At 42.4% G+C, this 21,089-nt stretch carries 21 protein-coding genes, 1 other RNA gene and 2 other annotated features; of the genes, 5 read left to right on the forward strand and 17 right to left on the reverse strand.

All coding sequences use genetic code 11. From position 1 onward, the window contains the following. Positions 1 to 3: 3 nt before the first annotated feature. From ruvX to NST24_RS12550, 4 genes are all read right to left on the reverse strand, one after another. Positions 4 to 420, reverse strand: coding sequence for a Holliday junction resolvase RuvX (gene ruvX, locus NST24_RS12535; RefSeq protein ID WP_003216519.1), 417 nt, complete (start codon positions 418 to 420; stop codon positions 4 to 6). Between the two features lie 3 nt (positions 421 to 423). Continuing rightward, a complete protein-coding gene (locus tag NST24_RS12540; protein ID WP_024718370.1) occupies positions 424 to 690 on the reverse strand; it encodes an IreB family regulatory phosphoprotein in 267 nt (88 codons plus the stop codon). 90 nt (positions 691 to 780) lie between these two features. Then, a complete protein-coding gene (alaS, locus tag NST24_RS12545; RefSeq protein WP_342461847.1) occupies positions 781 to 3,417 on the reverse strand; it encodes an alanine--tRNA ligase in 2,637 nt (878 codons plus the stop codon). 79 nt (positions 3,418 to 3,496) lie between these two features. Continuing rightward, positions 3,497 to 3,704: a binding site (T-box leader), on the reverse strand. A 43-nt stretch (positions 3,705 to 3,747) separates the two neighbouring features. Then, on the reverse strand, positions 3,748 to 4,812 hold the full coding sequence (locus NST24_RS12550) for an AI-2E family transporter (protein ID WP_212356728.1): 1,065 nt from the start codon (positions 4,810 to 4,812) through the stop codon (positions 3,748 to 3,750). A gap of 224 nt (positions 4,813 to 5,036) precedes the next feature. Here NST24_RS12550 and NST24_RS12555 point away from each other — a divergent pair, with 224 nt between their 5' ends. The 4 genes from NST24_RS12555 (at position 5,037) to NST24_RS12570 (ending at position 7,989) form a co-directional block, all read left to right on the forward strand. Beyond that, positions 5,037 to 5,765: an amino acid ABC transporter ATP-binding protein gene (locus tag NST24_RS12555; RefSeq protein ID WP_007501456.1), complete on the forward strand. Its 729-nt coding sequence runs from the start codon at positions 5,037 to 5,039 to the stop codon at positions 5,763 to 5,765. A 14-nt stretch (positions 5,766 to 5,779) separates the two neighbouring features. Further along, positions 5,780 to 6,589: a transporter substrate-binding domain-containing protein gene (locus tag NST24_RS12560; protein ID WP_008342689.1), complete on the forward strand. Its 810-nt coding sequence runs from the start codon at positions 5,780 to 5,782 to the stop codon at positions 6,587 to 6,589. Between the two features lie 80 nt (positions 6,590 to 6,669). Continuing rightward, a complete protein-coding gene (locus tag NST24_RS12565; protein WP_342461848.1) occupies positions 6,670 to 7,323 on the forward strand; it encodes an amino acid ABC transporter permease in 654 nt (217 codons plus the stop codon). A 15-nt stretch (positions 7,324 to 7,338) separates the two neighbouring features. Then, the gene (locus NST24_RS12570) at positions 7,339 to 7,989 is read left to right on the forward strand and encodes an amino acid ABC transporter permease (RefSeq protein WP_008342693.1); all 651 of its coding nucleotides are present in this window, start codon (positions 7,339 to 7,341) and stop codon (positions 7,987 to 7,989) included. Between the two features lie 38 nt (positions 7,990 to 8,027). On the opposite strand, the gene NST24_RS12575 is transcribed toward NST24_RS12570, so the two are convergent. The 8 genes from NST24_RS12575 to NST24_RS12610 form a co-directional block, all read right to left on the reverse strand. Further along, entirely contained in the window at positions 8,028 to 8,159 is a 132-nt protein-coding gene (locus NST24_RS12575; RefSeq protein WP_008342695.1) for a YrzQ family protein, read from the reverse strand. A gap of 20 nt (positions 8,160 to 8,179) precedes the next feature. Next, entirely contained in the window at positions 8,180 to 8,371 is a 192-nt protein-coding gene (locus tag NST24_RS12580; protein WP_003216308.1) for a hypothetical protein, read from the reverse strand. A gap of 13 nt (positions 8,372 to 8,384) precedes the next feature. Beyond that, complete coding sequence (locus NST24_RS12585; RefSeq protein WP_327877836.1) at positions 8,385 to 8,843, reverse strand: PRC-barrel domain-containing protein; 459 nt, start codon at positions 8,841 to 8,843, stop codon at positions 8,385 to 8,387. 90 nt (positions 8,844 to 8,933) lie between these two features. Continuing rightward, positions 8,934 to 11,318 (reverse strand): ATP-dependent RecD-like DNA helicase, encoded by a 2,385-nt coding sequence (locus tag NST24_RS12590; protein ID WP_342461849.1) that lies wholly within the window; start codon positions 11,316 to 11,318, stop codon positions 8,934 to 8,936. A 19-nt stretch (positions 11,319 to 11,337) separates the two neighbouring features. Next, on the reverse strand, positions 11,338 to 11,991 hold the full coding sequence (locus NST24_RS12595) for a tetratricopeptide repeat protein (RefSeq protein WP_008342707.1): 654 nt from the start codon (positions 11,989 to 11,991) through the stop codon (positions 11,338 to 11,340). Between the two features lie 61 nt (positions 11,992 to 12,052). Beyond that, positions 12,053 to 13,171 (reverse strand): tRNA 2-thiouridine(34) synthase MnmA, encoded by a 1,119-nt coding sequence (mnmA, locus tag NST24_RS12600; RefSeq protein WP_008342709.1) that lies wholly within the window; start codon positions 13,169 to 13,171, stop codon positions 12,053 to 12,055. 93 nt (positions 13,172 to 13,264) lie between these two features. Next, a complete protein-coding gene (locus tag NST24_RS12605; RefSeq protein WP_058336590.1) occupies positions 13,265 to 14,407 on the reverse strand; it encodes a cysteine desulfurase family protein in 1,143 nt (380 codons plus the stop codon). An 18-nt stretch (positions 14,408 to 14,425) separates the two neighbouring features. Next, positions 14,426 to 14,845 (reverse strand): Rrf2 family transcriptional regulator, encoded by a 420-nt coding sequence (locus NST24_RS12610; RefSeq protein WP_008342713.1) that lies wholly within the window; start codon positions 14,843 to 14,845, stop codon positions 14,426 to 14,428. 207 nt (positions 14,846 to 15,052) lie between these two features. Between NST24_RS12610 and NST24_RS12615 the strand changes: the two genes are divergently transcribed. Beyond that, positions 15,053 to 16,318 (forward strand): replication-associated recombination protein A, encoded by a 1,266-nt coding sequence (locus NST24_RS12615; protein ID WP_342461850.1) that lies wholly within the window; start codon positions 15,053 to 15,055, stop codon positions 16,316 to 16,318. 32 nt (positions 16,319 to 16,350) lie between these two features. Here NST24_RS12615 and NST24_RS12620 read toward each other — a convergent pair whose 3' ends face one another. The 5 genes from NST24_RS12620 to NST24_RS12640 form a co-directional block, all read right to left on the reverse strand. Continuing rightward, on the reverse strand, positions 16,351 to 17,115 hold the full coding sequence (locus NST24_RS12620; protein ID WP_008342718.1) for a tRNA threonylcarbamoyladenosine dehydratase: 765 nt from the start codon (positions 17,113 to 17,115) through the stop codon (positions 16,351 to 16,353). A 92-nt stretch (positions 17,116 to 17,207) separates the two neighbouring features. Next, positions 17,208 to 17,388: non-coding RNA, 6S RNA (gene ssrS, locus NST24_RS12625), on the reverse strand. 77 nt (positions 17,389 to 17,465) lie between these two features. After that, entirely contained in the window at positions 17,466 to 19,244 is a 1,779-nt protein-coding gene (gene aspS, locus NST24_RS12630; RefSeq protein ID WP_026050119.1) for an aspartate--tRNA ligase, read from the reverse strand. Positions 19,245 to 19,262: 18 nt separating this feature from the next. Beyond that, the gene (gene hisS / locus NST24_RS12635; RefSeq protein WP_024718378.1) at positions 19,263 to 20,537 is read right to left on the reverse strand and encodes a histidine--tRNA ligase; all 1,275 of its coding nucleotides are present in this window, start codon (positions 20,535 to 20,537) and stop codon (positions 19,263 to 19,265) included. A 73-nt stretch (positions 20,538 to 20,610) separates the two neighbouring features. After that, positions 20,611 to 20,850, reverse strand: a binding site (T-box leader). Between the two features lie 58 nt (positions 20,851 to 20,908). Beyond that, positions 20,909 to 21,079 carry a YrzK family protein gene (locus NST24_RS12640; RefSeq protein ID WP_003216250.1) on the reverse strand — a complete coding sequence of 57 codons (171 nt, stop codon included), beginning with the start codon at positions 21,077 to 21,079 and terminating at the stop codon, positions 20,909 to 20,911. Between the last annotated feature and the right edge of the window lie 10 nt (positions 21,080 to 21,089).

A 21,089-nucleotide genomic window follows, 5' to 3' on the forward strand; every position in this document is an offset into this window, starting at 1 on the left:
ATTTTAATTTAAGCTGTCTAAGTACCCTTGAAGGATCATAACAGCCGCCATTTTATCAATGACTTTTTTACGCTTTTGTCTGCTCACATCTGCAGAGATGAGCATTTTTTCTGCTGCCATCGTTGACAGACGCTCGTCCCAAAGCACAACAGGAACATTGTACGTGTTTTCTAACACTTTCGCAAATGATTGGCTGGCCTCGCCTCTTGGACCGACCGTACCGTTCATATTTTTTGGAAAACCAAGTACAATTTTATCCGTTCCATATTGCGAGACGATCTCAGACAGGCGGCTGAGACCAAAGTCTCCGCCTGCTTCATCAATTTTAATGGTTTCAATCCCTTGAGCTGTCCATCCCATTTCATCACTGATTGCCACACCAAGGGTTTTCGTGCCTAAATCTAAGCCTAAAATTCTCATGTTTTACGCCTCTTTATGTGTCTCTAAGTACGATTTAACCAATTCCTCAATTAATTCGTCTCGTTCTAGTTTACGAATTAGGTTGCGTGCATCCTGATGTCTTGGAATATAAGCAGGGTCGCCTGACAGCAAGTATCCGACAATTTGATTGATCGGGTTGTATCCTTTTTCTTGGAGTGCGTCATAAACTGTTATGAGCACTTCATTCACATTGGTTTCAGCTGAATCATCAGAGAAGTTAAACTTCATTGTCTTATCAAATGAACTCACTGCTTCTTGCACCTCTCTTCCAACATTCTACTAGCAAGCTTTTTTTCTAACCGCTCATCTAATACCATTATTCTACACTACATTGACTGATTATAAAACGGATTTGACAGATTCTTCGACAGTTGCCAGTGCTTCTTCAAGCTTTTCTGGCTGTTTCCCGCCTGCTTGTGCCATATCTGGGCGTCCGCCTCCGCCTCCGCCGCAAATTTCAGCTGCCTGCTTCACAAGTTTTCCTGCATGAAGACCTTTTTCAATGACGTCTTTTGTCACACCAGCTGAAATGTTGACTTTTCCATTTTGAACGGCACCAAGTACGATGACAGCTGAACCTAATTTCGCTTTTAAGTCATCAACCATCGTTCTTAAATGGTTCATATCTTTGGCGTTTACTTTTTCAGTTAACACGTTCACTCCGCCAACTTCGATGACTTTTTCTAAAATAGAGCCAGCTTCTGCTTGACTTAATTTCGCAAGAAGTGATTCGTTTTCTCTTTGAACTTCTTTTAAATCAGCCTGCAAGGAAGCGATGCGTTTTGGTACATCTTTTGTATTTGATTTCAGTTCATTAGCTGCCTTTTCTAAAATCGCAAGCTGATCATTTAATTCTTCATAAGCACCTTTACCTGTTACAGCCTCAATACGGCGTGTTCCAGCACCAATACCCGATTCAGATGCAATTTTAAACAATCCGATCTCCGCAGTGTTTTGAACGTGACAGCCTCCGCATAACTCGATGCTGTAATCACCCACTTGCACCACACGGACAATATCGCCATACTTCTCGCCAAACAGCGCCATTGCGCCCATTTCTTTTGCTTCAGCAATTGGTTTCAGGTCAATGGCAACCGAAATGCCTTCCCAAATCTTTTCGTTGACGATTTTTTCAATTTGTGACAATTCTTCTTTTGTTACTTGTCCAAAGTGAGAAAAGTCAAAGCGAAGTCTGTTTTCATTCACAAGTGAACCCGCTTGGTTAACGTGGCTGCCCAATACATCTTTTAGCGCTTGGTGCAAAAGATGTGTCGCTGTGTGATTTTTCACAATGCCTTTTCGAAGCGCTGATTCGACTTCTGCAGTGACTTCAATGCCTTTTTGAACCGTACCACTTACGACGACTCCTTCGTGGACATGCTGGCCGTTTGGCGCCTTTTTCACATCTTTGATATCAATGATCGCTTCGGCACTTTTTAACGTTCCTTTATCCGCCACTTGTCCGCCGCTTTCCGCATAGAAAGGTGTTTCATCTAATAAAATTTGCACCGTTTCCCCTTCGTGAGCTTCTGTGACAATTTCACCGTTTTGAAGCAATTCGATAATACGAGCATCTGCAGTTAAATTTTCGTAGCCAACAAACGTACTTTCCGCTTTAATATCGCCTAAAGCCCCGCCTTGAACCTGCATACTACCTACATCTTGTCTGGCATTTCTTGCACGTTCACGCTGCTTCTCCATTTCTAGCTGGAAGCCTTCACGATCGACTGTCATGTTCTCATCTTCTGCATATTCTTCTGTGAGTTCGACCGGGAATCCATATGTGTCATAAAGCTTAAACACATCTTTACCAGAAATTTTTGAGCTGCCATTGTCTCGTTCTTTTTTGATCACTTCTGATAAAATGGCTAACCCTTCATTCAGTGTCTCATGGAAACGCTCTTCTTCATTTTTGATCACTTTTGCAATAAATTCTTCTTTTGCTTGAACATCTGGATAGAAATCCTTCATGATCTCCGCAACAACTGGAACTAGGTCATACATAAATGGACGGTGGATATGGATCGTTTTTGCATAACGCACAGCACGGCGCAGCAAACGTCTTAACACATAACCTCGGCCTTCATTAGAAGGAAGTGCTCCGTCACTGACGGCAAAGGCAACAGTACGAATATGGTCAGCAATGACTTTAAATGCTGTGTCTTTTTCTTTTGACTCCCCATAGCTTTCTCCAGAAATCGTTTCTACTGCACGAATAATCGGCATGAACAGGTCTGTATCAAAGTTCGTCGGTACGTTTTGAATCACAGAGACCATACGCTCAAGACCCATTCCTGTATCAATGTTTTTCTTCGGAAGCGGTGTGTATGTACCATCTGGATTATGGTTAAATTCAGAAAAAACAAGATTCCATACTTCTAGATAACGTTCATTTTCTCCGCCTGGATATAATTCAGGGTCGTTCATGTCGTTGCCATATGCTTCGCCGCGATCATAGAAAATTTCTGTATTCGGACCACTTGGCCCCTCGCCAATATCCCAGAAGTTGCCCTCTAGACGAATAATTCGTTCCTCAGGGACACCAATTTTATCTCTCCAAAGAACATACGCTTCTTCATCCTCTGGATGTACCGTTACAGATAACAGATTCGGATCAAAGCCAATCCACTCGTCACTTGTGAGGAATTCCCAAGCCCATTCGATTGCCTCTTCTTTGAAATAGTCTCCGATAGAGAAGTTGCCCAGCATTTCAAAAAACGTATGATGGCGTGCTGTTTTCCCTACATTTTCAATGTCATTTGTACGAATTGATTTTTGTGCGTTGCAAATACGCGGATTCTCAGGCACGACGCGGCCATCGAAGTATTTCTTTAATGTTGCCACCCCGCTGTTAATCCATAAAAGTGTTGGATCGTCATGCGGTACGAGGGACGCACTCGGTTCGACAGCATGTCCTTTTTCTTTAAAAAAATCTAAAAACATTTGACGTACTTGAGCTGAAGTTAAAGTTTTCATCATAAATCCTCCTTTTTTATTCCTCAATCTTCACACAAACGAAAAAACATCCCGCCCTATGCAAGCAAAAAACTACTTACACAGGGACGAGATGCTCTCGCGGTACCACCCTGATTATAGACATATGCGTCTATCACCTTCACATCCGATAACGCCGGAAGAGAGCGGCAGTGTTTATCTGCACTCGGGACTAGCTTCCGTTAAAGGTCTGATAAGGCTTTTCTCAGCAAACAAAGCCTCTCTCTGCAACAGCTTTTTAACGTACTCGGGTCCGTCATTGAATTCAATATGTATGAATCGAAATTATTATAGACAACTCGGCTCGTCTTGTCAATGAACGCTTCGTCTCATGTGAATATATTGCACAATAATGACCCTCATAATAGCTGCGAACGGCACGGCTAAAATCATTCCAATCAAGCCAAACAGCTCACCTCCAGCGAGTAACACCAGCATGATTACGACAGGATGCATATGCAGGCTTCTCCCGACAATGATCGGACTCAGTACATTGCTTTCTAAAAATTGAAGCACGGCTACTGTAATTAGCACAATGATCACTGACTTCACTGAGATGGTAAAAGCGATAAAGACAGCTGGGATCGCTCCAATAATCGGGCCAAAATACGGAATGACATTCGTTGCACCGATTAACATACCTAGTACAAGCGGATATGGAATATGGAACAGCCAAAGAACAATGGCGGCAGCACCTCCAATTAAAGAACAGACAAGCAATTGCCCTCTAATATAATCCCCAAGTGAGTCATCCACTGCTTTCACAAAGGCATGTCCCCTTTTTCGGAAGCTTGGCGGGGTTAAATACCATGCTGCCCGCTTCATCGTGTTCATATCTTTCACCATATAAAAGACAAGAAAAGGAATAAGTGCAGCAACTAAGGCGTAATCAAGCAGTACTTTACAGCTAAGAATCATCCGCTCTGCCCCATTTGCGGCATACGTCTCAGATTGGACAATAAAACGATCCAGCCGTTCATGCAGTCCATCAGGCCAGTGGCTTGTATGACGATGAACATGTGATAAAGCACCATTATACGTTTCGGCAAGCATGGGAATTTGCTCCGACAATTCATTTAACTGAGCGATTAAAACCGGTGCCCCTTTATACACAGCCAAACCAATGCCGCCAAAAAACAGCACATATATCAATAAGAGACTGACCGTCCTTGGCAAACCTCGCTTATGTAGTCTTTCAACAATTGGATAAAGAAGATAAGAAATAAAAATAGCGATAAGAAGCGGGATCAAAACCGCTTTGAGCAATAAAAAAATAGGCATCCATAACTCGTCGAGCTGAACCAAAATGAGTAAAGACGCAAGGACAAGCAGTACACCTGCAGCATATATTAGAAACTCGATCGGACGTTTCTTCACCTTTTTCACCTCTCTTCTTATTGTTTAACCAACTTCTGCAATTATCCATGTAAATAAAATTTGTCCTAACTTTGTTAAAAATGAATACACATGAAACATACGGCTCCATCCAAAGTCACTGTTTGCTGTAAAATCTCGTTAGAAAACATTCCATTATTTTCTTATTTTTGCATCATTTAAGCTAGAATCCACTTTAGCTCAATCATTAGAAGAGGAGGTTCTTCATGATCACATTCGAAGAAGTCAACAAGCATTACGGCCAGTTCCATGTACTTAAGGACATTAACCTACATATTCAAAAAGGTGAGGTTGTTGTGATCATCGGTCCTTCAGGGTCTGGAAAAAGCACGATGCTCAGATGTATCAATCGTCTTGAAAGCATTGATGAAGGAAAAGTCCTTGTCAATCAAGTGTCTGTTCAGCATCCGAAAACCAACATCAATCTCATCAGGCAAAATATCGGGATGGTGTTTCAGCACTTCCATCTTTATCCGCATAAGACGGTGCTTGAAAACATTATGCTTGCGCCGATGAAGGTTAAAAAAGTGAGCAAAGAAGAAGCAAAGGAAACAGCTGAATTTTATTTAAATAAAGTTGGCATTCCTGAAAAAGCAGACACCTACCCTTCTAGACTCTCAGGAGGACAGCAGCAGCGTGTGGCAATCGCAAGGGGACTTGCAATGAAACCTGAGGTCATGCTTTTCGATGAACCAACATCAGCTCTTGATCCAGAGATGATCGGAGAGGTACTAGATGTGATGAAACAGCTGGCAAGGGAAGGAATGACAATGGTCGTTGTCACGCACGAGATGGGGTTTGCCCGTGAAGTCGCAGACCGTATTGTGTTTATTGATGAAGGAAGAATTCTTGAAGAATCTACACCAGCTGCCTTTTATGAAAAACCGCGCGAGAAACGCGCTCAGCTCTTTTTAAGCCGTATTTTAAATCACTAGGGGGAATGAATTTGATGAAAAAAATGAAACGCTTTGGCCTATTACTGTTGATGACTTGCTGTATGATCGCTCTCGCTGCTTGTGGATCTGCCGAGAAAGGCTCAACTGATGCAAAACAAGGCAGCTCATTAGAAGCCATTAAGAAAGACAAAAAAATCGTTTTCGGTGTGAAAAACGATACTCGTTTATTCGGACTAAAAAATCCTAGTAGCGGGGATATTGAAGGGTTTGATATTGATATCGCAAAAGCGATCACTAAAGAAATGCTCGGTGATGAAGGAAAAGCAGAATTCAAAGAAGTGACATCTAAAACAAGGATTCCTTTACTGCAAAAAGGAGATATTCATGCCATTGTTGCCACAATGACGATCACAGAAGAGCGTAAAAAAGAGGTCAATTTCTCAGATGTTTACTTTGAAGCAGGACAATCACTGCTTGTGAAAAAAGGCAGCGACATTCAATCGATTGATGATCTTAAAAAAGGTACGAAGGTGCTTGCAGTGAAAGGGTCGACTTCTTCTCAAAACATTCGCGAAAAAGCACCAGAAGCATCCGTTTTAGAATTTGAAAATTACCAAGAAGCCTTTACAGCCTTAAAATCAAATCAAGGGCAAGTTCTGACAACTGATAATGCAATTTTATTTGGCATGGCAGACGAAGATTCAAATTATGAAGTCGTTGGCGGAACATTTACCGATGAGCCTTATGGCATCGCTGTGAAAAAAGGCGATGAAGAATTGACAGAAGCCATTAATAAAGCGTTAAAGGCATTAAAAGATAATGGAGAGTATGACAAGATTCATAAAAAATGGATCAAAGAATAATCAATTGACTCGATCAATCTCAACACCCTCAGGAGAGCCGCTTGCCGGCTCCTCTGTTGATTAGGAAGGAAGTGAACTGATTGCTGCGGTTTTCCATTTTAACTGAGAACTTCCATCTTTATTTAGAAGGGTTTAAATATACGATTGGTGCAAGTGTCATTGCGTTGATTGGAAGCTTTTTCATCGGTACACTCATTGCCATTATGAGAATTGCGCCACTAAGGCCGATCAACTGGTTAGGGACGGCTTACGTGGAATTTATTCGGAATATTCCGTTATTATTGATCACCTTTGTGTTCTTTTTTGGTTTACCGGTACTTGGCATTGTGGCAGATGGCTTTACAGCAGGAACCATTGCCCTCTCCATTTATACGTCTGCTTTTATCGCTGAAGCCATTCGTGCAGGTATACAAGCTGTACCGCTTGGACAAATGGAAGCAGCTAGAGCTTCTGGTCTGTCATATGGCGGAACGATGCGATATATTATTCTGCCGCAGGCAATCAAAATTGTCATTCCACCACTTGGGAATCAATTTATCAATCTTGTGAAAAACTCGTCTATTTTAGGTGTCATTGCAGGGTTTGATCTGATGTATCAAGGAGACCTTATCGCTTCGAGAACGTTTGTGACATTTGATGTATACATCTTTGTTGCCATGTTCTATCTTCTATTGACCATTCCGCTTAGTCTAGGCGTTGGTTATTTAGAAAAAAGATTAGCCCGAAGCCACTAGAAAGGAGGAAACACAATGGATTTTATAGGTGCCTACCAGCCCGATCATCTCGCCTTTTTACTTGAAGGATTTGCTGTCACCTTAAAAGTGGCTTTTATCTCCATCATTTTAAGCTTTATCATCGGATTAGTCGTTGGCACATTGAGGTTCGCACAAATCCCTATTTTATCAAAGGTGCTTGCGGTCATTGTGGAAACCGTTCGGAATCTGCCGCTTTTGCTGATCATCTTTTTTACGTATTTCGCCCTGCCTGAAATCGGCATTAAGCTGAGCATTACAGCCTCTGCCATTGCGGCTTTAACCGTGTTTGAATCTGCCATGCTGTCAGAAATTATTCGCAGTGGATTAAAATCAATTGATAAAGGACAAATCGAAGCGGCCAGATCCTCTGGTTTAACCTATATTCAAACGTTAAAAATGATTATCATGCCACAGGCGTTACGCCGAATGGTCCCGCCGATTGTCAGTCAATTTATTTCTCTTTTAAAAGATACATCGCTTGCCGTTGTGATTGCCCTTCCAGAGTTATTGCATCACGCGCAGATTTTAAATGGTCAAAGCCAATCTTATTTACTTCCTATTTTCCTCTTGGCGGCCATGATGTATTTTGTTGTGAACTTCAGCTTGTCTATACTTGCACGGAGATTAGAGTACAGGCAGGCATAAAAAAAGGACATCCACTCATGGTGGATGTCCCTTTCTGTTTAAAGCATTCGCATAACTCGTTTTCTCATCTTTTTCATATCCCGCTTAGATGGCATATCATATCGACTTGCAAAGTGATATGCGAGTGCACCTGCACCAAGCGTTAATAGTGAAGAAGTCATTTTACCCATTCGAAATTCCCCCTTAACACTTATAGTTGAATTGAACGTTCATCGTCACTAAACAGGTCGTCTAAACTGCTTAGTGTACCGTCTTCCTCCACTTGGTGAGTAGATATTTTGCCTTTTGACAGTGTCAATTCAATAAAACAGCCCCAGCAATAATATTGATTGACCCCAATTTTTCCGATGTCTTTACATTTGCAATTTGGGCAAATGAGCATACTCAGCACCTCTTTACGTTCGGTTTAGAACAAGTGCTTCCTTTTGAACATCCATCAAGGTTCCGGCAGCATGCAGCTGCTTTCGAATCCCTGATAGCTCTGTAAAGAAGCCGTCCGAGAGTTCATATGCTACGATTGTGCCCGAATTTGTACAAAAGTATACATCTTCCAAAACACCTAATGTTTCACCATCTGGCGTATGGATCATTTTCTTTTTTAATTTCGAAAAGAAGAAGGATGGGGCGGAGGTATCTATCTCGATGCCCTTCTGGTAGCTCACATATAGACCTTTGTCTGTCAGTTTGTCGCCAGCTGAGAATGGAATGAAAGCACAGTCTTTCTTTTTCCCATCTAAAACATATCCCCCGCAGCTGCCGCCGGCTAAAAAGCAAATATCTTTGATCGCCCCAAGTGAATGAGACAGCTCGTCTGTATAAATCGTCTGTCCTTCAAGCTCTCGACATGTTCTCAAAATGTGATCAACCACCTTTTCGGAACAGTCTTATCGTGTGCGTTTCCTCTATGACTCATACGAAGAAATGGCTTCCATGAAGGAAGCCATTTACTCTTGCATAAAATCAAACGGGGTGATTCCCTCCATGCCAATATTGGCATCGTATACGCTGAAAGGAAGTTCTTTTTGGAGAGCTGCTAGCTCAGCGTCCATGATTTCTTCCGTTTCAGTAAGACGCATGGTTAAAGACGTTTGTCTGAGGGAGTCTTCATTATTTTTCACGCCCCACTCTAATGCTGATTCCTCACCGCACAAAATTAAAAACTTTTTACTTCGTGTAATGGCCGTGTAAAGCAAATTTCTTCGAAGCATTCGATAATAACTTCTCACGACTGGCAGCACCACGATTGGGAATTCACTGCCCTGGGATTTATGAATCGAGCAACAATAAGCGTGCGTAAATTGATGAAAATCTTTTTTCGTAAACGTGATTTCGTTTCCATCAAAGGAGATGACCGCCATATCTTCTTTTTCCGTGTTTTCTTTCGCATAAAAGATCGAGACAATTTCGCCAATATCTCCATTAAAAATGTTATTCTCCGGCTGATTGACAAGCTGAAGTACCTTATCACCTGTCCGGTAGACGACATCACCAAAAGGAATTTCTCTTCCTTTTGGCTTTTTAGGATTCAAAATTTGCTGGAGCATTTTATTCAGTTCATTAATGCCTGCTTTTCCTTTATACATCGGGGCAAGCACTTGAATGTCCTTTGCTGAATACCCCTTTTGCGCAGCATTGCTGACCACTTTCTCGATGACTTCTTTCATTTGGTCACTAGAGCATTGAATAAAGGATCGATCCTTCGAGCGTGCAGTAATATCCTTTGGCAATACACCATTTTTCATATCATGCGCAAGCTCAACAATTGTGGAACCGTCTGCCTGCCGGTAAATATCAGTTAGTGTCACTGCCGGTATAGCTTGTGACGCAAGCAGGTCTCTTAACACTTGACCAGGTCCGACAGATGGAAGTTGATGTTCGTCTCCAACCATAATGACTTGAATATGATCTGGGATCGCCTTAAACAAATGGTTCGCCAGCCAAATATCCAGCATACTCGATTCATCAATGATGACAAGTTTTCCTTCAATCGGCTGGTCTTCATCATGTGAGAAGCCTTCTGATCCATTCCAGCCTAGCAACCGGTGAATGGTCACAGCAGGAAGTCCAGTGGATTCTGTCATTCGTTTCGCAGCACGTCCAGTTGGTGCGGCAAGCACGAACGGAAATGCTTCATCTTTTTTATAATCACCCGGGTCAAGAGATACGCCGTGAAGATCGCTGTAAAGCTCGACAATCCCTTTAATGACCGTCGTTTTCCCTGTACCCGGTCCGCCTGTTAAAAGCAGCATTGGAGACATGAGTGCCTTTTGAATGGCTTCTTTTTGGGTTGGTGCATACTGGACACCAAGCCGTTCCTCCAGTTCACCAAGTGCAAGCAGAAATTCTGATTCAGGAAATTGATCTGCATATTCCGTTTGAGCGACAATTTTTTGAATGCGTTTTGCCACACTTTGCTCCGCATAAAAGAGCGACGGATGATAACAGCGCTCATCTTCAATAATCATGTCTTTCCCTTCACCAAGTGCAATGATCTGATTGGCAACGTCCATTTCAGTCACTTTGTAGTCATTGCCGGTTTGATTCAGCAGTTTACGGGTCTCGACAATCAGATCTTTCGTTTGTATGTACGTATGACCGTCCTGCAGGCTTGCTGTCTCAACGGTATACAAAAGGGCTGCACGAATGCGGTCTGGATCATTTCCAGATATCCCTGTTCTAGCGCCGAGTTCATCTGCTTTAATAAATCCAATCCCCTCGACGTCTTTGACGAGCTGATAAGGGTTTTCTTCAATTTTTTGCAACGTTTCACTCTCGTATACTTGGTAAATCTTCATGCTAAGCTGAGGACCAAAACCATATTGATTCAGGCTAATCATGATTTGCTCAAGTCCTTGATGCTCTTGAAGTGCGGCAGCCAGCTTATCTGCCTTCTTTTTTGACAGGCGAGGGACGTCATATAACACAGACGGATCACGCATAATTTGATGAAGTGTCTGATTGCCAAGCTTGCCGACGATTTCTTCCGCCGTCTTTTTCCCAATCCCTTCAAACAAGTCACTAGAGAGATAATGAATGATGCCTTGCTTTGTTGTAGGGACTTCCTTTTGAAAATGAGTGGCTTGAAACTGCTCGCCAAACTTCGGATGACTTGTGACCTTGCCATAGAAGGTGTAGGTTTCATCCTCATGAAGTGCTGGGAAGTACCCTGTGACAGATGCTGTCTTTTCCTCTAAATTCTCTGATGTTTCAATGACTTTTACTTTTAACACAGAGTATAAATTACTTTCGTTATGGAAAATAACGGCTTGAACCGTCCCTTTTAAAAACGGTTCATCTTCAAGCTTCATTTGATCTGGATGTTCCTGCACAGGTCTTCCCTCCTTCCGGTTATTCTGCCTCTTGAATCAGCTTTTGCGCATGCAATGCAAGCATATGATCAGGCTGCACGTCAATGGCTTTTCCTAGCATTTCAAGCGCTTCGTCCTTTTTCTCTAAATACGCATACGCAACGCCTGCATTATAAAAGGCGTCTGCATGCTGCGGATCTCGCGTAATCACTTCAGTAAAGACTGCGACCGCTTCCTCCAGCAGATGTTCATTCGCTAAGCACATGCCAAATTGAAATCTTGCTTCGTTGTCTTCTTCGTTTAGCTCAACTGCACGCTGAAGATAAGGCATCGCAAGCTTCGGCTGCTCTAATTTCATCAGTGTCTGCCCTAACATATAAAACAAATCACTGTTTTCCATTCCAGCTTGTAGCGCTTGCTCAAAATAGTCTTTCGCTTTCATAAAGTCTTCTTTCATCGTGTAAACATTTCCTGCTCCGTAATAGGCTGCAGCTGCTGTATGATCAAGTTCAATGGCTTTTTGAAAGAAGTTCAAAGCACGTTCAAATTCATGAACACTTGAAAGTAAGTTCGCAAAGTTGATATATGGAACCGGGTCCTTTGGGCTTTCTTCAATGGCTTTCGTAAAAGCTTCAGCTGCCTGTTCTATGTTCCCTTGATTTAAAGCTTCAATACCGATTTCGTTATGATTCATTCGCTCTCTTCATCCTTTCATTAAAAAACCTCAACAGCGACGTTGAGGTTTTTAACACATGTTACACATACGACAGCTTTTGGCCATCTTTAAAGACATCGTCAATGGTCCCGCCGCCAAGACATTCTTCGCCGTCATAAAAAACAACAGCTTGTCCTGGAGTGACAGCACGAACGGGTTCATCAAAGATCACCATTGCTTCCTGCTCACCTGTCATTTTGACTTTTACATGATGGTCTTCTTGACGGTATCGGAATTTCGCTGTGCATGTGAGTTCACCGTTTTCGCCGACAATATGAGGACGAGTCCAGCTGATGTTAACAGCTGAAATACTTTCAGAGTATAAAAGCGGATTGTGGAAGCCTTGTTCAACAAATAAGATATTTTTCTCTAAATCCTTCCCAACAACAAACCACGGATCACCGCTTCCGCCAATGCCAAGTCCTTGGCGTTGACCGATCGTGTAATACATGAGTCCATCATGTTCACCTTTTACTTCTCCGTCCATTGTCTGCATCACACCGGGCTGTGCAGGCAAATATTGGCTAAGGAACGTTTTAAAGTTTCTTTCCCCAATAAAGCAGATGCCCGTAGAATCTTTTTTCGTTGCTGTTGCGAGCTCTGCTTCTTTCGCTAATTCACGCACTCTTTTTTTCTCTAAATCGCCGATTGGGAACAACACTTTATCAAGTTGTTCTTGAGTCAGCTGATTCAAGAAATAAGTTTGGTCTTTGTTTGTATCAAGACCTCTTAGCATTTTCACTTCATCGCCGGTTCTGTCGACACGGGCATAGTGGCCTGTTGCCAAATAATCCGCTCCAAGCGACAATGCATGCTCAAGAAATGCTTTGAACTTAATTTCTTTATTACACATGACATCTGGATTCGGCGTTCTGCCTGCTTTATATTCATCAAGAAAATATTGAAACACTTTGTCCCAATACTGTTTCTCGAAATTCACTGCATAATATGGGATTCCAATCTGGTTACAAACACGAATGACATCCTCATAGTCCTCCGTTGCTGTACATACACCATTTTCATCTGTGTCATCCCAGTTTTTCATAAATATGCCGATCACATCATAGCCTTGCTCCTTTAGCATGAGCGCAGCAACTGATGAATCGACGCCTCCGGACATACCGACCACAACTCTTGTGTCTTCAGGTCTTTTTGTCATCTTCATCAACTCCAATTTCAATGAAACAACGTGCGCGTTTCGTTCTTCAGGTGCCTAGCTGTTTCATTTTTCACACAGAACAAAAGGGAGCATTTATTTGGCTAGGCGTTTCACGACAGCCGCTATCTTATGCGCCGCCTGCTTCACATGTTCCTCTTCATTTCCAAGACCGAAGCTTATTCTGACTGAGGATGTCAGCTCTTTTGCTTCTTCACCATACATGGCGCTTAATACGTGCGAAGGAAGGACAGATCCAGCCGTACATGCTGACCCGCTCGAAACAGCAATCCCTTCCATATCTAAGTTCACAAGTAACGATTCAATAGAAACGCCCGGGAAGTGGACATTTAAAATGTGCGGCAATGTCTCTTTCGGATGTCCATTGATAGAGAAATTGAGTGATTCCTCTTCGAATACTTGCAGCATCGCTTCTTTGAGCTTACCATAATGCACTGCTTTTTCTCTTCTATTTTGCTTTGTTAATTGAACTGCTTCTGCAAGTCCAATGATTCCCGCCACATTTTCAGTGCCAGCACGGCGTTTTCTCTCTTGTTCTCCTCCGAATAGCTGCGGAGAAAGTTTTACACGCTCATTCACGTATAAAAAGCCTGTTCCCATCGGGCCATTTAGTTTATGACCGGACGCAGATAAGAGGTCGATATGAAGTTCTGTGACATCAATTGATATTGTCCCAAATGCCTGTACAGCGTCTGTATGAAAATAAGCAGTGTGTTCGTGTAAAAGTTGACCAATTTCTTTAATTGGCTGAATCACACCCGTTTCATTATTGCCGTACATGATGGTCACAAGAATTGTATCGTCTCTTAGTGCTTGTTTTAATTGATCAAGATGAATCAATCCAGTGTGATCCACATCTAAATACGTCACATCAAAACCAAGCTTCTCTAAGCGTTCGCATGTATGCAGCACTGCATGATGCTCAGTTTTTGTTGTGATGATATGTTTTCCTTCATGCTGCCTTGCCATTGCCACACCTGTAATGGCCAAGTTGTCTGCCTCTGTTCCTCCGCTTGTGAGGATGATCTCCTGCGGCTTACAGTGTAATTCTCCTGCAATGACTTCCCTTGCTTCATCGAGCCATTTTCTTGCCTCGCGCCCATATGAATGAATACTAGAGGGATTGCCAAATATCTCTGTAAAGTAAGGCATCATCTTGTCCACAATCCGTTGATCCATCGGCGTTGTGGCTGCATGATCTAAATAGATACGTTCCATTTCCGGTACACCTCTGATCTAAATATAGAACATATACGCCTCTTGATCCTCGTCATCTTTATAGCTTGCCAAGTCTTCAAGAGTTGTATTGTCCAGTACGTCTTTTACTGCATCACGAATACGAATCCAAAGTGCACGCTTTGCTGGTTCTTCGTTTTCAATCACTTCAACAGGACTAATAGGTCCTTCTAATACACGAATAATATCACCGGCTGTAATCTCGTTTGGCTCATGGGCAAGCACATAGCCGCCATACGCTCCGCGGATACTTTTCACAAGACGTGCATTGCGAAGTGGTGATACAAGCTGCTCTAAATAATGCTCAGACAAATCATTGTTTTGAGCGATTGATTTTAATGATGTAGGGCCTTCGCCATGTTTTTTGGCTAATTCGATCATGATCGTCAGACCATATCTGCCTTTAGTAGAAATTTTCAAGTTAAACACCTCTGCGTTTTCTATTTCTATGTCATCAATTATTTTTCTGATTTCATATACGCTTATATAGACCAAAAGCAATTATATCATACTTTTAGCCAACTTTCATTTGCGGGTTCTGAGCTCAAAACGAGGACGCATCCCTTTTCTATTTGAAGAAATTTCGGTACTCTATACAAACAAGACATTGCTTTAGGAGAGATAATCATGAAACCTTTAGCGTATCGGATGCGCCCAAGTCATATTGGAGACATTATTGGGCAGGAGCATCTCGTTGGGGAAGGTCAAATTATTAGACGAATGGTCGAGGCGAAACATTTGTCCTCGATGATTTTATACGGACCGCCGGGAATCGGAAAAACATCCATTGCAACTGCAATCGCTGGCAGTACAAGCATTGCCTTCCGTACATTGAATGCGGTGATTCATAACAAAAAAGATATGGAAGCTGTCGCCGCTGAAGCGAAAATGAGTGGTCAAGTCATCTTGATTTTAGACGAAGTCCACAGACTCGATAAAGGGAAGCAGGATTTCCTTCTTCCGTATTTAGAAAATGGCATGATCATTTTAATTGGCGCGACAACAGCTAATCCGTATCATGCGATTAACCCAGCCATCCGCAGCCGGACACAAATATTTGAGCTGAAGCCGCTGGAAACAGAGCAAATTAAAGCTGCATTATCTCGAGCTTTAAAGGATGAACATCGCGGGCTTGGCGGTTATTCGGTCAAAGTTGATGAGGAGGCAATGAATCATTTTGCAAATGGATGCGGAGGAGATGTGCGTTCCGCTTTAAATGCACTTGAACTAGCCGTCTTATCGACAAAAGCGGATGAATCTGGACTGATCACGATCACTCTAGCTGCAGCAGAAGAATGTTTACAAAAAAAGAGCTTCTCGCATGATAAAAACGGTGATGCCCATTATGATGTCCTCTCGGCTTTTCAAAAATCCATTAGAGGATCTGACGCAGATGCGGCACTGCATTACCTTGCAAGACTCATTGAAGCGGGAGACCTTGAAAGCATTTCGAGACGATTACTTGTGATGGCTTATGAAGATATTGGCCTAGCCAGTCCGCAGGCAGGGCCACGTGTGTTAAGCGCTGTTCAAACAGCTGAGAGAGTTGGTTTTCCAGAAGCACGAATTCCACTCGCTAATGCCGTGATTGAACTGTGTCTTTCTCCAAAGTCAAACTCCGCTTACCAAGCGATTGATGCGGCACTGCATGATATTCGCACGGGGAAAATTGGTGAAGTTCCCGTTCATTTAAAAGATGCCCACTATAAAGGAGCAGCAGCACTTGGAAGAGGCGCCGATTACTTATATCCGCACGATTATGAAAATGGCTGGGTGAAGCAGCAATATTTACCTGACCCGCTGAAAAACAAGCAATATTATGAACCAAAGCAAACTGGAAAATTTGAAGGTGCACTAAAGCAAGTGTATGAAAATTTAAGACGGCAAAAATAAAAACAGCCCCCTGCTCTAAGCAGGCGGGCTGTTTATTTATCTTTCACACGTGTAATCGGAATGTCTTTTAACAGTTTCATAATGACATGACCACCCATGATCAGTCCAGCCACAGATGGAACAAACGCATTGGATGATGGCGGCATTTGTGCCTTACGAATTTTCGCTTCATCATTTCCAACTTCTTTTCTCACATCTTCACGAATGACAATCGGACTTTCATCAGAAAAAATAACTTCAATTCCCTTACGAATGCCTTCCTTCCGCAGGCGTGTTCTGACGACTTTCGCAATTGGGTCTGTATGTGTTTTCGAGATGTCATCAATTTTAAAGCGTGTCGGATCTGTTTTATTTGCAGCACCCATACTCGAAATAATGTTCACATCGCGTTTCAGGCACTCTTTCATTAAATGAATTTTATAATGAATTGTATCTGATGCATCAATGACATAATCAAGTGGATACTCAAAGAATTGTTCATATGTTTCTTCTGTATAGAACATTTTGAGCGCAACAACCTCACATTCTGGGTTGATGTCAGCAATTCTTGCCTGCATTAAGTCAACTTTAGGCTGCCCAACCGTTGATAGCAAAGCTGGCAGCTGCCTATTTACATTTGTAATATCAATATCATCTTTATCAACAAGAACAATACGGCCAACACCTGAACGAGCAAGGGCTTCTACTGCAAAAGAACCTACGCCGCCTACTCCAAGCACTGCAACTGTACTGTTTTTTAATATATTTAAGCCTTCCTTGCCAATGGCAAGCTCGTTTCTTGAAAACTGATGTAACAAGTGCCTCACTCCACCTTTATTTAAAATGAATCGAAAGAATCATATCATATTCAGAGTTCTCCGTCATCCTTCTCAAATAGAAAAAAACACAAAAAAGTCCCGATCACGCCGCCAGCTTTTCCTTCGTTTTGAACCCCGCACCATGCAGGTGGGTGCTTTCTTCCTCACTTTATAAGTCCTCAGAAGAGGCATTTATGCAGAAAGGAAAGGCAAGCTCCCGTAGAAAAAAATGTTCGGTCAAAACTAGGTAACCACCGTACGTATCAGGACTTTATTTATTGGTTGATGAAAGCATATCATAGGCATGTCCCTTTTTCAAGCGTTTACATGCCTATAAACATGCGCCTATTTTACTGTTTTACTTTTGTTTTAATAGCCAAACTCAGTTCATCTAGCTGCGCTGCGCTTACAGTGCCAGGAGCATCTGTGAGAACACAACTTGCACTTGCCGTTTTCGGGAACGCAATGGTATCTCTTAGGTTAGATCGGCCGGCAAGCAGCATCACTAAGCGGTCAAGTCCAAGCGCAATTCCGCCGTGCGGAGGCACACCATGCTCAAATGCATCAAGAAGGAAGCCGAACTGATCGTACGCTTCTTCTTTAGAAAAGCCAAGTAAACCAAACATTTTCTCTTGAATGTCCTTTTCAAAAATACGAATAGAACCTCCGCCAAGCTCATAGCCGTTCAGCACAAGATCATACGCTTGAGCTTTCATATCTTCTGGACTTGTTTCAATTAATTCAAGATCATCCCGAACTGGCATTGTGAAAGGATGGTGGGCAGCATAGAAGCGGCCTTCTTCTTCATCTTTTTCAAGGAGCGGCCAGTCGACTACCCATAAGAAATTGAAGACAGACTCATCGATGAGTTTAAGCTCTTTGCCAAGTTTTAAACGAAGTGCGCCAAGCGCATCATGGACAACAGACGTTTTGTCAGCGACAAAAAGTAAAAGGTCTCCCTCTTCAACTTGAAGCTGTTCTTTTAATTCTGCTTGTTTTGACTCATCAAAGAATTTAGCGATTGGTCCTTTTAACTCTGTCCCTTCAGCTTTTAGCCAAGCAAGACCTTTTGCACCATAGTTCGCTGCAAATGCACCAAGTGCATCGATGTCTTTTCTTGAGTAGTTTGCTGCAGCCCCTTTGACATTAATCGCTTTGACAGCTCCGCCATTGTTTACAGCACCGCTGAAGACTTTGAAATCTGAGTCTTTTACCGTGTCTGAAATGTTGACAAGCTTCATGTCAAATCGGGTATCTGGCTTGTCAGAACCATAGGAATTCATCGCTTCATCGTACGTCATACGAGGTAATGGCAATGTCAGGTCAACACCTTTGACATCTTTCATCACCTTTGCCATCATCTCTTCAGCAAGCGTCATGATGTCTTCTTGGCTCATAAAGGACATTTCAATATCGACTTGTGTAAATTCCGGCTGACGGTCAGCACGCAAGTCTTCATCTCTAAAGCAACGAGCGATTTGATAGTAGCGGTCCATCCCAGACACCATGAGCAATTGCTTAAATAATTGCGGAGACTGCGGCAACGCATAGAATTCTCCTTCGTGTACACGGCTTGGCACAAGATAGTCACGCGCACCTTCTGGCGTACTTTTTGTTAAAATTGGCGTTTCAATGTCTAGAAAGCCGTGATCATCTAAGAAATGGCGGAATGCTTTTGTGACTTCATGTCGCATTTTCATCGTTTCAAACATCGCAGGACGGCGAAGATCTAGGTAGCGGTATTTTAAGCGCACATCTTCTGATACCTCATCTGCTTGATCAGAAATCACAAATGGAGGCGTCTTGGCTTCATTTAAAACAGTGACTGTGTCGACTTGAATTTCAATTTTGCCTGTTTTTAAATTTGGGTTGATCGTGGCTTCTTCTCTTGCGACCACTGTCCCTTTAATATCAAGGACATATTCATTCCGAATCGATTCTGCTGTCTCAAGAGCCTCTTTTGATTGGTCTGGATGAAAGACAACTTGCACAATGCCTGTGCGATCACGCAGGTCAATAAAGATTAATCCGCCAAGGTCACGACGTTTTTGTACCCATCCTTTTAATACAACTGTTTGACCGATTTGGTCTTCTGTTACTTCTCCACAATAAAAAGTTCTACCAAACACAAACATTCCACTCCTTCTTTACGCTTTCTGGTGGGCTTTCATCATTTGAATCAGCTCATCAAGCTTCACTTCAATTTGTTCACCCGTTGTCGTATCTTTTACGTTTACAATTTGCTGCGCCAGCTCATCTTCACCAAGAACTGCAATAAACTTGGCTTTCAAGCGGTCTGCCGCTTTAAATTGTGCTTTTAGCTTTTTCGCTGTATAGTCCATTTCACTTGAAATGCCTTCTTTTCTTAGGCGATTCAATAAGCCAACAGCATAATCTTTTGCTTGATCTCCTAATGCCGCAATATATAAATCAATGCCGTCTTGAACAGGAAGCTCAATCTTCTCTGCATCAATCGCTGATAGGAAACGTTCAATACTCATCGCAAAGCCGATACCTGGTGATTCAGGACCGCCAATTCCTTCAACAAGTCCATCATAACGGCCGCCACCGGCTAATGTTGTGATCGCGCCAAAGCCTTCTGCATTACTCATAATCTCAAAGGCAGTGTGATTGTAATAATCAAGACCGCGCACTAAGTTCGGATCGACGACATATTCAATGCCTAGATCGGTTAAGTATTGTTTTACTTTTTCAAAATAAGTCCGTGATTCTTCATTTAAGTAATCTTGAATGGATGGTGCCGTTGCCATCAGTTCGTGATCGCGGTCCTTTTTACAATCAAGAATACGTAATGGATTTTGATGTAAACGAATTTGGCAGTCGTGACAGAATTCATCAATTCTTGGTTCAAAATGCTCGACAAGTGCTTGACGGTAATCTGCACGGCTTTCTTTGTCACCAAGGCTGTTAATGACGAGTTTTAAGTTGGAAAGACCTGCTTTCTCATACACACTCATCGCTAATGAAATGACCTCTGCATCAATGGCAGGATCTTTTGAACCGATCGCTTCAATTCCGAATTGATAAAATTGACGATATCTTCCCGTTTGTGGACGCTCATAGCGGAACATTGGTCCAATGTAGTACAGCTTTGTAGGCTGTGCAGGCTGTGCAAACAGTTTATTTTCAACATAAGAACGGACAGTCGAAGCTGTTCCTTCTGGGCGAAGTGTGATGCTACGTCCTTTTTTGTCTTCAAATGTGTACATCTCTTTTTGAACGATATCTGTTGACTCGCCTACTCCTCGTGCAAATAGTTCCGTATGCTCAAAAATCGGTGTGCGGATTTCTTTGTATTGAAAGGCTGCACATGTATCTCTCGCAATTTGTTCAACATACTGCCAGCGTTCTGATTCTCCCGGTAAAATATCCTGTGTGCCTCTTGGAATATTAAAACTCATTTTTCGTCCTCCTACGACCATCATTCATTTTTTATGTGGACATATAAAAAACCCCCGCCTCTACTATGTGTATAGTAGGGACGAGAGTTATACCCGTGGTGCCACCCTAGTTGGAACATGATCTAGCCATGTTCCCGCTCAAATCCTTAACGCAGATTCACGTTCTCCGCCTAATGACTCATTTTTTGAGTGTTCAGCAGGAAACCTACAGAGTGTTCTTTCGTGATAAATGCCATGCGGATTCGCTTTCAGCCTAAGGCGATTCCTCTCTGCTCACGCAATTTACCCTACTATTCTCTATCATCAGTTCCACATTTTAAATTTTCAAGTGTGTTGATTTATATTATAATAAGGTCGGTGCTGCCACTCTGTCAACCCTTGCCGTGTCTCTTTTTCTTTTCCAGCTCTTCTTTTGACGTGCATCCGTATTCAGATGCCGTTTCTTCAAGGAAGCCTGGTTGATCCATTTCGTCGTGCTGCCAGCGGTCGATATCACGATGTCCATTATATTGCACTCGTCCTAATTTTCTGCTTAATCTCATGTTTGTACAT

The organism is Bacillus sp. FSL R5-0286 (genome assembly GCF_038593245.1).
GTDB classification, from domain to species: domain Bacteria; phylum Bacillota; class Bacilli; order Bacillales; family Bacillaceae; genus Bacillus; species Bacillus altitudinis.

What these genes read in the sequence shown, in the direction of transcription:
- NST24_RS12575 (WP_008342695.1), bottom strand. Translation starts at nt 8,159, where the DNA reads ATGGGTAAAATGACTTCTTCACTATTAACGCTTGGTGCAGGTGCACTC.
- NST24_RS12580 (WP_003216308.1), bottom strand. Translation starts at nt 8,371, where the DNA reads ATGCTCATTTGCCCAAATTGCAAATGTAAAGACATCGGAAAAATTGGG.
- mnmA (WP_008342709.1), bottom strand. Translation starts at nt 13,171, where the DNA reads ATGACAAAAAGACCTGAAGACACAAGAGTTGTGGTCGGTATGTCCGGA.
- hisS (WP_024718378.1), bottom strand. Translation starts at nt 20,537, where the DNA reads ATGAGTTTTAATATTCCAAGAGGCACACAGGATATTTTACCGGGAGAA.
- alaS (WP_342461847.1), bottom strand. Translation starts at nt 3,417, where the DNA reads ATGAAAACTTTAACTTCAGCTCAAGTACGTCAAATGTTTTTAGATTTT.
- ruvX (WP_003216519.1), bottom strand. Translation starts at nt 420, where the DNA reads ATGAGAATTTTAGGCTTAGATTTAGGCACGAAAACCCTTGGTGTGGCA.
- NST24_RS12640 (WP_003216250.1), bottom strand. Translation starts at nt 21,079, where the DNA reads ATGAGATTAAGCAGAAAATTAGGACGAGTGCAATATAATGGACATCGT.
- NST24_RS12595 (WP_008342707.1), bottom strand. Translation starts at nt 11,991, where the DNA reads ATGAATCATAACGAAATCGGTATTGAAGCTTTAAATCAAGGGAACATA.
- NST24_RS12615 (WP_342461850.1), top strand. Translation starts at nt 15,053, where the DNA reads ATGAAACCTTTAGCGTATCGGATGCGCCCAAGTCATATTGGAGACATT.
- NST24_RS12555 (WP_007501456.1), top strand. Translation starts at nt 5,037, where the DNA reads ATGATCACATTCGAAGAAGTCAACAAGCATTACGGCCAGTTCCATGTA.
- NST24_RS12560 (WP_008342689.1), top strand. Translation starts at nt 5,780, where the DNA reads ATGAAAAAAATGAAACGCTTTGGCCTATTACTGTTGATGACTTGCTGT.
- NST24_RS12605 (WP_058336590.1), bottom strand. Translation starts at nt 14,407, where the DNA reads ATGGAACGTATCTATTTAGATCATGCAGCCACAACGCCGATGGATCAA.
- NST24_RS12570 (WP_008342693.1), top strand. Translation starts at nt 7,339, where the DNA reads ATGGATTTTATAGGTGCCTACCAGCCCGATCATCTCGCCTTTTTACTT.